This is a genomic window from Acinetobacter sp. 8I-beige (genome assembly GCF_902505955.1).
Classification (GTDB): Bacteria; Pseudomonadota; Gammaproteobacteria; order Pseudomonadales; family Moraxellaceae; genus Acinetobacter; species Acinetobacter johnsonii.
Map to the genome: position 1 here is coordinate 997503 of NZ_LR732792.1, position 16156 is coordinate 1013658.

General features: G+C 42.7%; 16 protein-coding genes. 10 read left to right on the forward strand and 6 right to left on the reverse strand.

Annotated elements, in window-relative coordinates; genetic code table 11:
- Positions 1-124: 124 nt before the first annotated feature.
- From leuS to GVX98_RS15135, 6 genes are all read left to right on the forward strand, one after another.
- Positions 125-2746 (forward strand): leucine--tRNA ligase, encoded by a 2622-nt coding sequence (gene leuS / locus GVX98_RS15110; RefSeq protein WP_159128532.1) that lies wholly within the window; start codon positions 125-127, stop codon positions 2744-2746.
- 203 nt (positions 2747-2949) lie between these two features.
- A complete protein-coding gene (lptE, locus tag GVX98_RS15115; protein ID WP_004983482.1) occupies positions 2950-3459 on the forward strand; it encodes an LPS assembly lipoprotein LptE in 510 nt (169 codons plus the stop codon).
- A gap of 9 nt (positions 3460-3468) precedes the next feature.
- Positions 3469-4458, forward strand: a complete 990-nt coding sequence (gene holA / locus GVX98_RS15120; protein ID WP_159128533.1) for a DNA polymerase III subunit delta — start codon at positions 3469-3471, stop codon at positions 4456-4458.
- Between the two features lie 115 nt (positions 4459-4573).
- Entirely contained in the window at positions 4574-5908 is a 1335-nt protein-coding gene (locus GVX98_RS15125; protein WP_078388512.1) for a MacA family efflux pump subunit, read from the forward strand.
- A 2-nt stretch (positions 5909-5910) separates the two neighbouring features.
- Complete coding sequence (locus tag GVX98_RS15130; RefSeq protein WP_058870313.1) at positions 5911-7902, forward strand: MacB family efflux pump subunit; 1992 nt, start codon at positions 5911-5913, stop codon at positions 7900-7902.
- Between the two features lie 9 nt (positions 7903-7911).
- A complete protein-coding gene (locus GVX98_RS15135) occupies positions 7912-9321 on the forward strand; it encodes an efflux transporter outer membrane subunit (protein WP_159128534.1) in 1410 nt (469 codons plus the stop codon).
- A gap of 24 nt (positions 9322-9345) precedes the next feature.
- Here GVX98_RS15135 and GVX98_RS15140 read toward each other — a convergent pair whose 3' ends face one another.
- The 6 genes from GVX98_RS15140 to orn form a co-directional block, all read right to left on the reverse strand.
- Complete coding sequence (locus GVX98_RS15140; RefSeq protein WP_159128535.1) at positions 9346-9762, reverse strand: hypothetical protein; 417 nt, start codon at positions 9760-9762, stop codon at positions 9346-9348.
- Positions 9763-10019: 257 nt separating this feature from the next.
- The gene (locus GVX98_RS15145) at positions 10020-10394 is read right to left on the reverse strand and encodes a hypothetical protein (protein WP_212749327.1); all 375 of its coding nucleotides are present in this window, start codon (positions 10392-10394) and stop codon (positions 10020-10022) included.
- Positions 10395-10420: 26 nt separating this feature from the next.
- Entirely contained in the window at positions 10421-11008 is a 588-nt protein-coding gene (locus tag GVX98_RS15150; protein WP_004983475.1) for a DUF6036 family nucleotidyltransferase, read from the reverse strand.
- A 260-nt stretch (positions 11009-11268) separates the two neighbouring features.
- The gene (locus GVX98_RS15155) at positions 11269-12072 is read right to left on the reverse strand and encodes an enoyl-ACP reductase (protein WP_004983469.1); all 804 of its coding nucleotides are present in this window, start codon (positions 12070-12072) and stop codon (positions 11269-11271) included.
- A 144-nt stretch (positions 12073-12216) separates the two neighbouring features.
- Positions 12217-12951, reverse strand: coding sequence for a Bax inhibitor-1/YccA family protein (locus GVX98_RS15160; protein WP_004697636.1), 735 nt, complete (start codon positions 12949-12951; stop codon positions 12217-12219).
- A gap of 158 nt (positions 12952-13109) precedes the next feature.
- Entirely contained in the window at positions 13110-13664 is a 555-nt protein-coding gene (gene orn, locus GVX98_RS15165; protein WP_004697635.1) for an oligoribonuclease, read from the reverse strand.
- A 124-nt stretch (positions 13665-13788) separates the two neighbouring features.
- Between orn and rsgA the strand changes: the two genes are divergently transcribed.
- The 4 genes from rsgA to secB all read left to right on the forward strand — a co-directional run bounded on the left by rsgA (position 13789) and on the right by secB (position 16103).
- The gene (gene rsgA / locus GVX98_RS15170) at positions 13789-14847 is read left to right on the forward strand and encodes a ribosome small subunit-dependent GTPase A (RefSeq protein ID WP_114392671.1); all 1059 of its coding nucleotides are present in this window, start codon (positions 13789-13791) and stop codon (positions 14845-14847) included.
- A 97-nt stretch (positions 14848-14944) separates the two neighbouring features.
- Positions 14945-15352, forward strand: coding sequence for a rhodanese-like domain-containing protein (locus GVX98_RS15175; protein WP_004697633.1), 408 nt, complete (start codon positions 14945-14947; stop codon positions 15350-15352).
- A gap of 19 nt (positions 15353-15371) precedes the next feature.
- The gene (grxC, locus tag GVX98_RS15180) at positions 15372-15626 is read left to right on the forward strand and encodes a glutaredoxin 3 (RefSeq protein ID WP_004697632.1); all 255 of its coding nucleotides are present in this window, start codon (positions 15372-15374) and stop codon (positions 15624-15626) included.
- A 27-nt stretch (positions 15627-15653) separates the two neighbouring features.
- The gene (secB, locus tag GVX98_RS15185; protein WP_004697631.1) at positions 15654-16103 is read left to right on the forward strand and encodes a protein-export chaperone SecB; all 450 of its coding nucleotides are present in this window, start codon (positions 15654-15656) and stop codon (positions 16101-16103) included.
- The last annotated feature ends 53 nt before the right edge of the window (positions 16104-16156 follow it).

Genomic DNA, 16156 nt, shown 5'->3' on the forward strand with positions numbered 1-16156 from the left:
CGGTTCCAGATTAATTTTCAGCCTCTTTAATTTCCTGCACAAAACATAGCGCAAAATTCACTTTTAGGTGCATTTTGCGCTATGCTGTGCAACAAACTTTTTAACCATTGTTCTACATACGTATATGACTACTCACATTGACCCTGAATATCAAGCGAGCGCGATTGAACCTACCGTCCAACAAGACTGGGAAGCTCGTAAAGCCTTTAAAGTTGCCGACTCTGTAGAAGGTCCACATCGTTATATCCTCTCGATGTTCCCTTATCCAAGTGGCAAACTGCATATGGGTCATGTGCGTAACTACACCATTGGTGATGTCATCAGCCGTTTCCACCGCCTCAAGGGTGAAACCGTCCTACAACCTATGGGTTGGGATGCTTTTGGTTTACCTGCTGAAAACGCTGCGATTGCACACCAAGTTGCACCTGCAAAATGGACCTTTGAAAACATCGCATATATGCGTGACCAATTAAAAAAATTAGGTCTATCAGTTGATTGGGATCGTGAATTTGCAACGTGTACCCCTGAATACTACCGCTGGGAACAGTGGTTGTTCGTGCAACTTTATAAAAAAGGCCTTATTTACCGTAAACTTTCAACAGTAAACTGGGATCCTGTGGATCAGACGGTACTGGCCAATGAACAAGTTGAAAATGGTCGTGGCTGGCGTTCAGGTGCATTGGTTGAAAAACGTGATATTCCAATGTATTACTTCCGCATTACTGACTATGCGCAAGAATTATTAGACGATTTAAATACCTTAAAAGACGGTTGGCCACAACAAGTCTTGACCATGCAACGTAACTGGATTGGTCGCTCACAAGGAATGGATATCACCTTCCCGTCAGCGAATCCTGAAATTTACGCAGACGGCCTTACTGTATTCACTACACGTGCTGACACCTTAATGGGTGTGACTTATGTTGCAGTTGCAGCAGAACATCCAATGGCGCTGAAAGCTGCGGAAAACAATGCTGAACTTAAGGCATTTATTGAAGAATGCCGTATGGGTTCTGTGGCTGAAGCTGACCTTGCCACTGCTGAAAAGAAAGGCATGGCAACAGGTCTGTCTGTGAAGCATCCTGTCACTGGCGAAGAAATTCCTGTTTGGATTGCCAACTACGTGTTGATGTCTTATGGCTCTGGCGCTGTGATGGCTGTACCTGCACACGACGAACGTGATTTTGAATTTGCCAATAAATACGGCTTAACCATTAAACAAGTGATTGATGCTCAAGGTGCAGACGATGCAGACTTTGATGCTGCACAATGGCAAGAATGGTACGGCTCTAAAGAAGGTAAATTGGTCAATTCAGCAGAATTTGACGGTTTAGACTTCCAAGCTGCTTATGATGCGTTCTTGGCAAAATTAGAACCAACAACTCTTGCAAGTACGAAAGTTCAGTTCCGTTTACGTGACTGGGGTGTATCGCGTCAACGTTATTGGGGCTGCCCAATTCCAATGATCAACTGTGAAAAATGTGGTCAGGTTCCTGTACCTGAAGAGCAACTTCCAGTGGTCTTACCAACTGATGTCGTACCTGATGGCTCGGGTAACCCATTGAACAAGATGCCTGAATTCTACGAAACCAAATGCCCAAGTTGTGGTGGCGATGCACGTCGTGAAACCGATACCTTGGACACCTTTGTAGAATCATCTTGGTACTATGCACGTTATGCATCCCCTGATTTTACTGATGGTTTAGTTAAGCCTGAAGCTGCTCAAACATGGCTTCCTGTAAACCAATACATCGGTGGTGTTGAACACGCGATTCTGCACTTACTTTATGCACGCTTCTTCCACAAATTGATGCGTGATGAAGGTGTAGTACAAGGTAATGAACCATTTACCAACCTGTTAACTCAAGGTATGGTTTTGGCAGACACTTATTACCGTGAAGCTGAGTCAGGCAAGAAAACTTGGTTTAACCCTGCGGATATCGACCTCGAACGTGATGAAAAAGGTCGTATTCTGTCTGCGAAATACCAAGGTGATGGTCAGGACGTGATTGTTGGCGGCCAAGAGAAAATGTCGAAATCGAAAAATAACGGTATCGACCCACAAGCTATTATTGATCAGTACGGTGCAGATACGGCACGTGTGTTCATGATGTTTGCAGCTCCACCAGATCAATCACTTGAATGGTCTGATGCAGGTGTAGAAGGCGCAAACCGTTTCTTGAAACGTGTATGGCGTTTGGTTGCCAGCTTCCTTGAAAAAGGCAATGCAGCCTCTGCAATTGATACTGCTCAACTGTCTACAGAAGCACAAGACTTACGTCGTAAAACGCATGAAACCATTCAAAAAGTGGGTGATGACATCGAACGCCGCCATGCCTTTAACACGGCTATTGCAGCAATGATGGAACTGTTAAATGCGAACAATAAGTTTGAAGCGAAAAATGATAATGATGTTGCGGTTGCTCGTGAATCGATTACAACGCTTTTAACTTTACTTGCGCCATTTGCACCACATTTAAGCCAGACTTTATTGGCTGAATTTGGACTGGACTTAACCAGTGTATTGTTCCCGACTGTAGATGAATCTGCACTCACACGTAATACGCAAACGATTGTGGTTCAAGTGAATGGTAAACTGCGTGGCAAATTAGAAGTGTCTGTCGATACATCGAAAGATGAATTGCTTGCACTGGCTAAAGCATTACCAGAAGTTCAACAATTCTTGACAGGTCCAACCAAGAAAGAAATTGTGGTGCCAAATAAATTAGTGAATTTGGTGGTTTAAAAAGCTTTAAAACTCCTTCTTAAGTGCCCTCTCCTTCAAGGAGAGGGCTAGGGAGAGGTAAATTCCCCTCACCCCTAAGGGAGAAGGAACTGAAAACGATAAACAAAACCCAAACAAAGCCCGTTGCCAGTCAACGGGCTTTGCACATACAATCACGACATATTATTTTTCTTTTATCAAAAAGAGCAAACAGAGGACAACACATGCATTTAGGCAAACGTTTGGCAGCTATTGTTTTAACTTGTGGCCTAAGTGCTGGCTTGGTCGGGTGTGGCTTTCATTTAAAAGGCACCAATCCAAGCGCAACACCGATTGCTTATTCAAAAATGAATTTGGTGCTTCCGAAGAACACCGATGAACTGCATGAAAAATTGGCCATTTATTTGGGTGCGTCAGGTGTACAGCTGAGCAGTGGATCAGATGCCTATGTGCTTCGCGTGCTAGACTATAAACCACAGCGTTTAGAGCTGAACGGCAAACTGATTGAAGTATTACTACGCCTCAATGTCACCTTCCGTATCGAAGATGCGCAAGGCCGTGCGCTGACTGAACCACGAACCGTAGTTGCAACGCGTAGTTATCAATACAACGTTGAAACCGTCAACACCGATGACCAAGAGAAAAACTATTTGAATCAAGTCATCGTGGATGATGTCGCGCAGCAAATTGTGCGTCAGATTTCTTCGAACCGCTTACCACCAGCACAGCAGTAAGGTTTAACAATGAAACTTGACTATTTGCAGGCCCTAAAACGTGTCGATGAAGCTCGCGGCGCGTGGATTATGCAAGGTCAAGAACCATTGCTTGAGCAAAACTTACTGGATGCCTTTCGAGCAAGTTGGCAAAAGCAAGAGATTGAACGACAACGGCATGACATTAGCAATGTCAATGACTGGAAAAATGTCTTTAATGCGCTCAATAGCTTGTCCTTATTTTCAAGTCAGCTTGCCATTGAAGTTCATGGCAATATTAAGCCCGATGCTAACGCTTTAAAGTTGCTAAAAAGCTATATCCAAAGCAATGAACAGAACTTGCTTTTGGTGGTGATGCCAAAACAGGACAGCGCCAGCCTAAAAACGGGCTTTTTCCAAACGATTGAAGCCAATGGAGTGCATGTTGCCCTGACCGCGAATTATCCGCGTGATCGTCAGCAGATTTTAAGCATTGAAGCAGATAAGCTTGGGGTTAAACTGAGTCAGGATGCATGGCAGTGGTTAGAACAACACCATGAACACAACTTACTCGCAGCTAAAAATAGCTTAATGCGTGTCAGCGACACCTTTGCCGAGGTTGAGCTGATTCAGATTGATCATTTACATGCCTGCTTACAAGATCAGTCCCGCTATAGTACTTTCGATTTAAGTGATGCTCTGCTCGAAGGCAATCTGGCGCAATCGATTAAAATTTACCAATACCTGATTGCCTCAGGTGAACCCCTCAGTTTGATTTTGTGGAGCATCAGTAAAGAAATGCGTTTACTCATGCAACTGTTTGAGCAACCGCAAAATGCACTACAACTGGGGATTTGGAAGAATAAAGTCAGCGTCTATCAACACGCCTTACGTCGACTGAATCCGCAGTGCTTTTTAACGTGGCCTAGTCTCTTGCTTCGCATTGATGCTTCGATTAAAGGTTTGGGGCATGAAAATGCTGAACATGTCGTGATGCAAGCCATTGCAACGCTGTGTGGAAAGTCACTCTTTCCCGCTTAAATTACCGCAACGAGTCTTTTTAAAATAATAATCATTTCTATTTGTTCAAAAAATTCACGATTTATCCGTATTTCGCTTTTATACTATCTGCAATTCTGTTTACTCCCTGATTCCAATGCAAAAAATAAAAGCTGTCAAAATGGTTATCGCGGTACTATGTGTTGCCGTACTTGCTTATGTCGCGTGGACATATTTCAAACCAAAACAAGAACAACCACAATATATTAGCGAATCTGTCACTCGTGGTGATCTTGAAAATACGGTATTGGCGACAGGTACTCTAGATGCAACCAAACTGGTGAGTGTCGGCGCACAGGTCTCAGGTCAAGTACAGAAAATGTATGTGCAATTGGGCGATGAAGTTAAACAAGGTCAATTGATTGCGCAAATTGATTCAACCACTCAAGAAAACAGCTTCAAAACAGCAGAAGCCAATATTAAAAATTTGCAAGCGCAGCGTCTACAACAAGAAGCCAGTCTTAATGAGGCGCAACTGGCATATAAGCGTCAACAACAAATGTATGCGCAAGATGCCACATCAAAAGCAGAATTAGAATCGGCTGAGGCCAGCTATAAAACAGCACAAGCACAGATTAAAGCGATTGATGCACAGATTGAATCTGCAAAAGTAACCAAGTCGACCGCACAAACCAATATCGGTTATACCCGCATTGTGGCACCTACTGATGGTACTGTGGTGGCGATCGTGACTGAGGAAGGTCAAACTGTAAACGCCAATCAAAGTGCGCCGACTATTGTTAAAATTGCAAAATTGCAAAACATGACCATTAAGGCGCAGGTCAGTGAAGCGGACATTATGAAAGTTGAAAAAGGCCAACAGGTCTATTTCACCACTTTAGGTGATGACAGCAAGCGTTATGCTAGCCTACGTCAAGTTGAGCCCGCGCCAGACTCGATTACAGATGAAAGTACTACCAGCACATCAACCAGCACTGCAATTTACTACAATGCGCTGTTTGATGTACCCAACCATGATGGCAAGCTACGTATTGATATGACGGCACAAGTCTACATCGTGCTCGATTCTGCAAAAAATGCGTTATTAGTCCCTTCTTCTGCGATTTCCACTCGTCCTGCAAATGCAAAGCGTAACAGCGGTTCAAATACGCAAGCTGCGTCATCGACACAAAGCAAATCGGACTCAGACCGACCTCAAGGTCCGCGACTTGAACGTCTAAATTTAAATGCAGCACAACAACAATTGGTCAAAGAAGGCAAAGCTACGCTGAGCGTGGTTCGTGTCTTACAAGCGGACGGCTCAGCTCAACCCAAACAAATTTTGGTGGGGATCAATAACCGTGTCAATGCACAAGTGCTTGCAGGCTTAAAAGAAGGCGATCAAGTGGTGATTGCAGACAGTTCGGAGAACTCTGCCGCTTCTGCCAATAGCAGCAACCGCCGTCGTAACAGTCCACCAATGGGAATGTAAGCATGACCAAAAAAGCCTTGCTTGAAGTCAGCAATTTGGTGCGAGAGTTTCCTGCTGGCGAAAGTACTGTCCAAATTCTCAAAGGTATTGATCTGACCATTTACGAAGGTGAATTGGTTGCCATTGTCGGCCAGTCTGGTTCAGGTAAATCGACCCTGATGAATATTTTGGGCTGTCTCGACCGCCCGACCTCTGGGAGTTATCAGGTCAATGGTCGCGAAACTGGCAAACTCGAACCGGATCAATTGGCCGAATTACGTCGTGAGTATTTTGGTTTTATTTTCCAGCGTTACCACCTTTTAGGCGACTTAACCGCAGAAGGTAATGTTGAAGTCCCTGCGGTTTATGCAGGGGCAACACCGTATGCACGTAAACAACGTGCCACTGCTTTACTGACAGAATTAGGGCTGGGCAATAAAACTCAAAACCGTCCAAGTCAACTTTCTGGGGGGCAGCAACAACGTGTCTCGATTGCACGTGCGTTGATGAATGGCGGTGATGTCATTCTCGCTGACGAACCGACAGGTGCCCTAGACTCGCATAGTGGCGTGGAGGTGATGCGGATTTTGCGTGAGTTAAATGCCGCAGGCCATACCATTATTTTGGTCACCCACGATATGCAAGTGGCGAAAAATGCCTCGCGGATTATCGAGATCAGCGATGGCCAAATCATTGCAGACCGTGTCAATCAACCTGAGCACGACACTGAACTACACAGTGACCCTGATGCAGAAACTGCGATTTCTGCCCAGCAAGAAAAAAATAAAAGTGTCTCTGCATGGCGTTCTCTGCTTGATCGTTTAGGTGAAGCCTTTCGTATGGCACTTTTGTCCATGAATGCACACCGCATGCGAACCTTTTTGACCATGCTCGGCATTATTATCGGGATTGCCTCCGTCGTGACAGTGGTGGCTTTGGGAAATGGATCACAACAACAGATTTTAAGTAACATCAGTAGTTTAGGAACTAACACCATTACGGTGTTCCAAGGTCGCGGTTTTGGTGATAACTCCAAAACGGCCAACTTTAAAACTCTTGTTCCTGCCGATGCTGAAGCGCTCGCCACCCAACCGTATGTGAGTGCGGTTAGTCCAATGGTGAGTTCATCCAAAACCATTCGCTATCAACAGAGTGAAGCCAATGCCACCATTAATGGTGTCGGCGGTGATTATTTCACAGTGAAAGGCCTGACCTTCAAAAATGGACAAACCTTTGACCAGCGGAGCGTCCGTGACCGCACCCAAGACGTGGTCATTGACACCAATACACAAAAACAGTTTTTTAGTGATGGTAGCAGTCCAATTGGGCAAGTTGTACTTTTGGGCAGTGTTCCTGCACGCATTATTGGTGTCGTCGAACCACAAACCAGTGCTATGGGTTCCGATGATACTTTGAATGTCTATATGCCCTACACCACGGTCATGAGTCGTATGCTCGGTCAAAGTAATGTGCGTAATATCGTGGTGCAAATCAACGATAAGTACTCCACCAGCGCGGCTGAAAACGCAATTGTGAACTTACTCACCTTGCGCCATGGTCAACAAGATGTGTTCACCATGAACAGCGATAGTATTCGCCAAACCATTGAAAAGACCACCAGTACCATGACCCTATTGGTTTCTGCAATTGCCGTGATTTCTTTGGTGGTAGGTGGTATCGGTGTAATGAATATTATGTTGGTCTCGGTCACCGAACGGACGCAAGAAATTGGGGTTCGGATGGCAGTGGGTGCACGTCAAAGTGATATTTTGCAGCAGTTCCTGATTGAAGCCATTTTAGTCTGCCTGATTGGTGGGGTTTTAGGCGTGTTGCTCTCACTTGGCTTAGGACAAATCATTCAAAAATTTGCTGGGGGCAATTTCGGGGTTGCTTACTCAACCACGTCTATTATCGCCGCATTTGTATGCTCGACGTTAATTGGTGTGGTGTTTGGTTTCTTGCCTGCCAAAAATGCAGCCAAACTCGACCCTGTTGCAGCACTTGCCAGAGAATAAGGAAAAAATATGCCTTTTTTATTAACGCGCCTTTGTACCGCGATGCTGCTTGGCAGCACTTTGGTTGGCTGTGCAGCTGTGGTTAAAACCCCTTATCAAGCACCAGCAGTACAGACGCCAACTCAGTTTCAATACGACAAAGCAACATCACAACAACGCCAACAAGCCTTGTATGCCGATCAATGGTGGACGTTATTTGGTGATGCACAACTCAATCAACTGGTCGATGCTGTGCTCGCAAAGAATGCCGATTTAGCCATTGCCGGGATGACCTTAAAACAAGCGCGCTTACAAGCAGAACTGGCTGAGAATCAACAAAAGCCACGAGTGAGCTCTACAGTATCTACAGGTCATCAGTTCGACTTAAATTCAGGCAATGACAGCTCAAGTGGCCTGTCTTTGGGTGCTGGCTTAAGTTATGAAGTCGATTTATTTGGTAAATTGGCTCGTCAAACTGAAGCAAAGAGATGGGAAGCACTAGCGACTGAGCAAGATTTACAAGCCACTGCTCAAAGCTTAATTGGCACCACGGCGAAGTTATATTGGCAGTTGGCCTATTATAATGAAAGCCGTACAACTGCCGAGCAAAGCCTTGCAACCTCACAAAAACTCTATGACTTGGTTAAAGTTCAGTATCAAGCTGGTGCTGTATCAGGATTGGACTTAACTCAAGCTGAACAGTCAGTACAAAGTCAAAAAGCCAGTCTGAGTCAAATTCAGCAAAGTTTGGTCGAGACCCGTACCACAATTGCCGTGTTACTGCATATGCCTGTACAGCAGTTGAGTATTGATGAACCTCAGCGTTTACCACAATTGGCTTTACCAACCATTGCTGCGGGCTTACCTGCCGACATTTTGTCGCGCCGTCCAGACTTAAAAGCGGCTGAGCTACGTTTACGAGAGAGTTTAACCACCAAAGATGCCACCACGGCGAGCTATTATCCTTCGATCAGTTTGACTGGGAATCTTGGTTCAAGCAGTACCTCGCTCACGCAACTGCTCAAAAACCCTGCCCTAACCTTAGGCGCAAGTTTAAGTCTACCGTTCTTGCAATATAACGACATGAAACGCGACCTTGCGATTAGCCAATTGGACTATGAAAAAGCTATCGTGCAGTATCGTCAGACCTTGTACCAAGCCTTTGCCGATGTGGAAAATGCATTGTCAGCACGAACTGAGTTGAGTCAACAAGTGCAATTGCAACAGCGGAATTTAGAACTTGCTGAGAAAGTGGAACGTTTGACCCAAGTGCGTTATCGCTATGGTGCCGTGGCTTTAAAAACCTTATTGGATCAACAAGAAACCACGCGCACTGCGCGCTTAACTTTGGTCAATACCAAACAAAGCCAATACAACGCCTATGTGACGTTGATGCAAGCACTCGGTGGTAGCCCTATAAAAGAACTACCAAAACAATAGTCCTAGCGCTATTGTTTTGTTCTCTTATTCTTTCACCATATCTGGATTATTCTGGATCTGGTGAATACGTTTAACATTGTCTTGGTCATCAAAAACAACTTCATACGAAAGTTGCTGACCATCGAAATACATCTCGGCTGGAGAGCCAATCACTTCCCATAGACCAATCGAGGCAATATCCGCAGTCGTGTGCCATAACGTACGACTGATTCTGGCTGCTTTTGAGTAGCCCTGTTTGAAAGTATAAATCTCTTTACACTCTCCATTAACGGTTTCTGAGGTGACTGGCGCACCCAATTCAGAAATCACATAATTACGGTGTTTTCCAACCTCTAAAACTGTCAAATTCTTTTTATGCGGCTGGTTACTCGCCATCACCGCGGCACAACCTTGAAGTGAAAGAAGAGTGACTAATCCAAAAACAACAGTTATTTTTTTCACGCTTTAACCTACCCCGAAAGCTCAAAATTATATGCTTATTGACTTTATCTTTAGAATTTTAATTCAACAAAAACTAGGATTTATTAGCATATAAAATATTAGATGACAAATGATTAGGTATATTTTTCGATATGTTTATAAATATAGTTAATTATTAAATTGAGTATCACATTAAAATTTTTAGCTATAAATTGTTGTATAGTCGCAGTAATATATGCATAAATTAAAGCACCTCATAAGGTGCTTTAATTTATTGCTTAAGTATGTTTATAGTGTCTCGTTTGATATTCGAGAAGTTCTCGAACTTGTTGTTTCAGGTCTTCTGCTAACCCCCAGTTTTGAGCCAACTTATCACAATTTTTGACTTTAACTGGTGTGAAACTAAACTTCGCTTTAAGTTCTGTCAGTACATTTCGTAGTTTTGCTTTAAGCTCTTGAGAAACACAATTAAAGCGCATTAATTTATCTACTATATAACCAGCAGCTTTTGCAGAGAATTCAGATAAATGTTTCACTTGAGGTACGAAATTTTCATGCCACATAGCTAAAGCAACAGTCTTGACATCTTCAAAAGATACTAAACTGAACTCACTACTGACCAATCTATCAAAAACTTCTTGTGTACGTTTCATTGTTACAAACCTACGATGATTAATAATCATACTTCCTCTATGCATCTTATAGCATAGTCTACGTTCTTTTGCAAACTATCAGGCGTAGGACTGTAATACACAGCATCTCTTGCTACACGTTGAAAGTCTTCTAAACTAAAACGTTCTGCTTTATAAAGTGAAATAATATCTTTTAAATCATCTTCCGCCAATCTAGATAGCTTAGATACAGCAATATCAACCGCACTCACTAAGAATATATGTAATACACTGTCCTCACTTACTAAAGGTATAGCATTTTCTTTGTAATCAGGACCTAAGGATGGCAAACCAATATTAAAATTTATATCAAAATCTAGGCTTGACTCACCTGCCTCTGGATCATCAAAATAGACAGGATCAAGCTCTAAAATTATGCTGTTGATATCAAGTTTGTTTGCAGCGATTAATTCTGCATCTAAATCATTACTTCCACGTGCATTTGTATACAAGTGAACTGCACAACCTCCAAATATATAAGCAGTTATTGAACCAGCAACTAAGTCTCTGTGATTGTCTTTGATTAATTGAGCCAAATCATTGAATAGTTCAAAAATAGCCTTTGCTAAAGGTGTTTCAGTGTGTAGAGTGACCATGCGCTATCTCTAGATGAAGTATATGAGTTGACATTTTTCTTGTAAACTCAATCAAATTTTAAATCTTTTGAAAATGATTATCAACGTTTCAGCTCTTTAGTTTTAATAAATTTTTATTTTATAAAACAACAAATTAAATTAACTTTAAAGCAACAATATTAGGAGCTTAACATATTGCTATAATTTTTAGAGTCTCGCTACCATTTTGAAAACAAAGCCGCTATAAAAGCGGCTTTATCATATAACATGAATCAGTCTAATTACTCATCGAGCATCAAGTCTGGACTCATTCCTACAGTATTGAAACCTGCATCGACATACATGATTTCACCCGTAATACCATTTGCCCAAGGTGAGCAAAGGAATAATGCGGCATTACCCACATCTTCAATGGTCACATTACGTTTAAGTGGTGAAATTTTTTCGTTGACGTCTAACATTTTACGGAACGATTTAATACCTGATGCAGCCAAAGTACGGATTGGGCCTGCTGAAATCGCATTCACACGAATCCCTTCTGCACCCAAGCTTGAAGCCAAGTAACGTACACCCGCTTCTAGCGAGGCCTTCGCCATACCCATCACGTTGTAGTTTGGCATCACACGCTCAGAACCTTGGTAAGTCAAGGTCAATAAGCAACCTTGACGAACTAAAAGTAATGGCTTCGCAGCACGCGCCATAGCAATAAAGCTATATGCACTGATGTCATGTGCCACTTTAAAACCATCACGATCCGTTACATCGGTAAAGTCACCATCCAAGGTATGCGCAGGCGCAAAACCAATCGAATGTACTACACCGTCTAAACCATCCCAATGTTTTGCCAATTCAACAAAAGTTTGTTCAATTTCAGCATCGACAGCCACATCACATGGTAGAACAATCGTTGAGCCAAATTGTGCTGCAAATTCATCTACACGTTTTTTCAGTTTTTCATTTGGATAAGTAAACGCAAGTTCCGCACCTTCACGGTGAAGCGCTTGAGCAATACCAAATGCAATTGATAATTTACTTGCAATACCCGCTACTAAAAAACGCTTTCCAGCCAATAGTCCTTGTGCCATGTGACTCTCACTCAAAATAATTTATCTGCATAATGCCAAGTTTAAGTTGAAACCGAAATTGCATAATGCGCCTTTTTTCAAGTCATCAACATTCAATAACAAATACGCCCCGATGAAGGGGCGTATTTATTAAAACTAGGGAGATTAGTCATCACCACGCAGCATGCTGAGTAGACGTAGGAATGAATAGTACATCCACACCAAAGTTGCTAGTAGCGCAATACCACACAGCCATTCCATCGCTTTCGGAGCGTGTTGAGCCGCAGCACTTTCAATCAAATCAAAATCTAGAATTAAGTTCAGTGATGCAATCACTGCAACAAAAGCGGCAAAACCTAGGCCTAATAAGTTGTTTTCAAATAAAAATGGAATGCTTGAACCAAAAGCCAAACGCATAACCATCTGCACCACAAACACAATCGCGATGGCAATCGATGCAGACATTACTACCGATTTGAATTTTTCAGTGGCACGAATAATTTGAAAACGATACAGGCCAAACATCACTAAAGTGGTGACAAAAGTTGCCAACAACGCTTGTAAAGGTACACCCGGATATTTCAATTGGAAGATAACCGACACCCCACCTAAAAAAGCACCTTCAAACAAGGCATATGGAATGGCAAGGGTACGTGCGGTATTTGGTTTAAAAGTTGCAATCAGGCCTAAAATTAGACCACCAATTGCCCCGACTAAGGTTGCAGCATAGGCCAGCGAAATATTTAAGGTCATGAAACAGTATAAAAACAGTGCCATACCGACCACAGCTGCAATCACTGTAAGTAATACAGACTTCTGAATAGCACCTTGAACAGTCATCGGTTGACTATAGTCCGCATGTGTTTCCACGCGGTTCAAAATAGGGTTATTACTTTGCATAACTCAACTCTTTGTTATAATTTAATTAATTTACTTTATCATAAAGCTTGTTTTAAACTTGTATAGCAAAAAAGTGTTTCTTTTTTCTACACAAACACCCTCAGCTCTATTCTATTCGATTTCAATAAAAAAGAGGCTAGCGCCTCTTTCTTTACTACTTATTTATTCATAATAAAAAAGTATTCACGATAATACTTCAGTTCCGCAATCGAATCACGAATGTCATCCATCGCTAAGTGTGAAGCATTCTTTTTCAAGCCACTCATAATTTCTGGACGCCAGCGTTTAGCCAACTCTTTTACCGAAGACACGTCTAAATTACGGTAGTGGAAATACTGTTCCATTTCAGGCATTAAACGGTGTAAAAAACGGCGGTCTTGGCAAATTGAATTGCCACACATTGGTGAGCTTTTTGGATTGACCCATTTTTTTAGAAATTCTAAAGTTTGCTGCTCCGCATCTTGCGCAGTCAATTTACTGCGACGTACACGTTCAATTAAGCCCGATTGACCATGTTGACGGGTGTTCCACTCATCCATTGCATTCAGCACACGGTCTGGCTGATGTACAGCAAGCACAGGCCCTTCAGCTAAAATATTTAAGTTATCATCCGTCACAATTGTAGCAACTTCAATAATTTGGTCATTATCAGTATCGAGACCTGTCATTTCAAGGTCAATCCAAATCAAACGCGTATCAGCGGTGCTGCTCATAAATGTGCAATCTTATTCGGCTTAAAAACGATGATAGTAGCAAATTAATTGCTTCGATGCTGTAACTGATACCCTGCTTCGTGCTATTTTTGCCATCTTGAATTCATGGTTTTTTAGGATATGAATGGCTTTAATTCGTAAACGTCGTTTAACTGAACAGCAACAACGTCGCATTCAGAAACAACAGCAAACACGTCAAGAAGATATCGACACTTCAAATGATTTAGAAGGCTTGGTGGTACAACACTACGGCCGTCAGCTTGAAGTGCAAGCCCTTACGACTCCAGATCCACATCCCATCAAACCGACAGTACAAGCAGGTGAGCCTGAACCGTTTTGGAAACCGATTGAACTGGGCAGTATTTGGCGCTGTCATACACGCACCAACCTCGAACTTCTGGTCACAGGTGATCGTGTCAAATGGCAAGCCGACCCAAATACGGGGCTCGGGATCATCAATGCCATACAGCCACGTCAGTCGCTACTGACTCGTCCAGACCGTTACCATAAAGTAAAACCTGTCGCGGCCAATATCAGCCTGATTGTGATTGTGTTTGCGCCACTGCCTGAGCCTGCACCAGGTCTGATTGACCGTTATTTGGTGGCCTGTGCCGATGCCAACATTCCAGCACTTTTGGTGCTGAACAAAACCGATTTGCTCAAAGACAATGACCCGATTTTAGCGTTGATTGCGGAATATCAAACCTTAGGCTATGAAGTGATGCAAACACAAGCCGATGGCGATTTAACCGCACTGACCCAGCGTTTAAAAAATGAAACTGTGGCCTTTGTCGGTCAGTCTGGCGTTGGTAAAAGTACGCTGATTAATGCCATCGTGCCTGACGCTGCACAAAAAACCAATGTGATTTCTGAAAACTCAGCCTTAGGGCAGCACACCACGACCTCTACCCGTTTGATTGGTTTTGGCGAAGGCGCCTCGCTGATTGACTCACCAGGAATTCGTGAGTTTGGTTTATGGCACTTAGATGCAGACAAAGTGCAACGCGGCTTTCCTGAAATTGAAAACTTGTTGGGCTACTGTCAGTTCCGTAACTGCACCCATAAACATGAAAAACAATGCGCTTTACGCTTAGCAGCGGCAAATGGTGAAATTTTAACGCGCCGTTTAGACAGCTATTTACGTCTGATTGATGAAATTGCTGAAGCTCAGCAAAAAAATTAATTTTTATTCAACCTTAGCCCTTGAAGCGGTGATTTTGATCACCATATTTTATGAGCTATACTCTCTAGCAATTTTTGAATTGTAATTTAGGTGACTTGTGGAACGTTGGTTCGAGTTTATGGGGAATCACCCCTTCTTATTTGGAACACTTGCGGTATTGGTTGTTTTGTTTTTCGTACTTGAAGGACAACGCAATGGTCGCAAAATTTCACCACAATCTTTAGGTATTTTAGTGAAAGCTAAAAATGCCATGTTGATTGACTTACGTGATGCCAAAGATTTCCGTGAGGGTCATATCAGTGGAAGTCGCAACATTCCCTACAGCCAAATTACAAAACATGCTGAAGAGTTAAAAGCAGCAGATCGTCCACTCGTGTTCATCTGTAACTTAGGCCAAGTGGCAGGTACCGCTTTACAACAAGTTGCACATACTGACAGCTATCGTTTAGATGGCGGGATTAGCAACTGGAAGGCTCAAGGCTTACCACTGGTTAAAGCTAAATAATTCGCACAAGGAGAAACTCATGGCTCAAGTCACTATTTACTCAACGACTGTATGTCCATATTGCGTTCGCGCAAAGCAGCTCCTTGAGCGTAAAGGCGTTGAATATAAAGAAATTAATTTATCTAAAGAAGCGCCAGAAGTCCGCATTGAATTGATGCAACGCACCAATCACCGTACGGTTCCACAAATTTTTATTGATGACCAATTTATTGGTGGTTTTGATCAACTTTATGCTTTAGAGCGTGAAGGTAAACTCGACCAACTATTGGCATAATTAGCTCAGCATATTAAGGATTAGAAAATGAGTGAAGCTCAACCACAACTTGCTTTAGAACGTATTTACACAAAAGATATTTCTTTTGAAGTCCCTGGGGCGCAAGTTTTTACCAAAGAATGGCAACCAGAGTTGAACATCAACTTGTCATCTTCTGCTGAAAAAGTTGATCCAACTCACTACGAAGTTTCACTTAAAGTGGTTGTACAAGCAAACAATGCAGGCGACACGGCGTTTATTGTTGATGTCACTCAAGCGGGTATTTTCCTTGTAGATGGTGTTGAAGAAGAACGTCTTCCGTACATCTTAGGTGCATATTGCCCGAACATCTTGTTCCCGTTCCTTCGTGAAGCGGTGAATGATATGGTGACTAAAGGCAGTTTCCCACAATTGTTACTTACTCCAATTAACTTTGATGCTGAGTTCGAAGCAAATATGCAGCGTGCTCAAGCAGCCGCTGTTGAAGGTCAAGCTTAAAACTTTAAGCCCTTCAAACATAAAAAAGACCGCTTTTGCGGTCTTTTTTATTG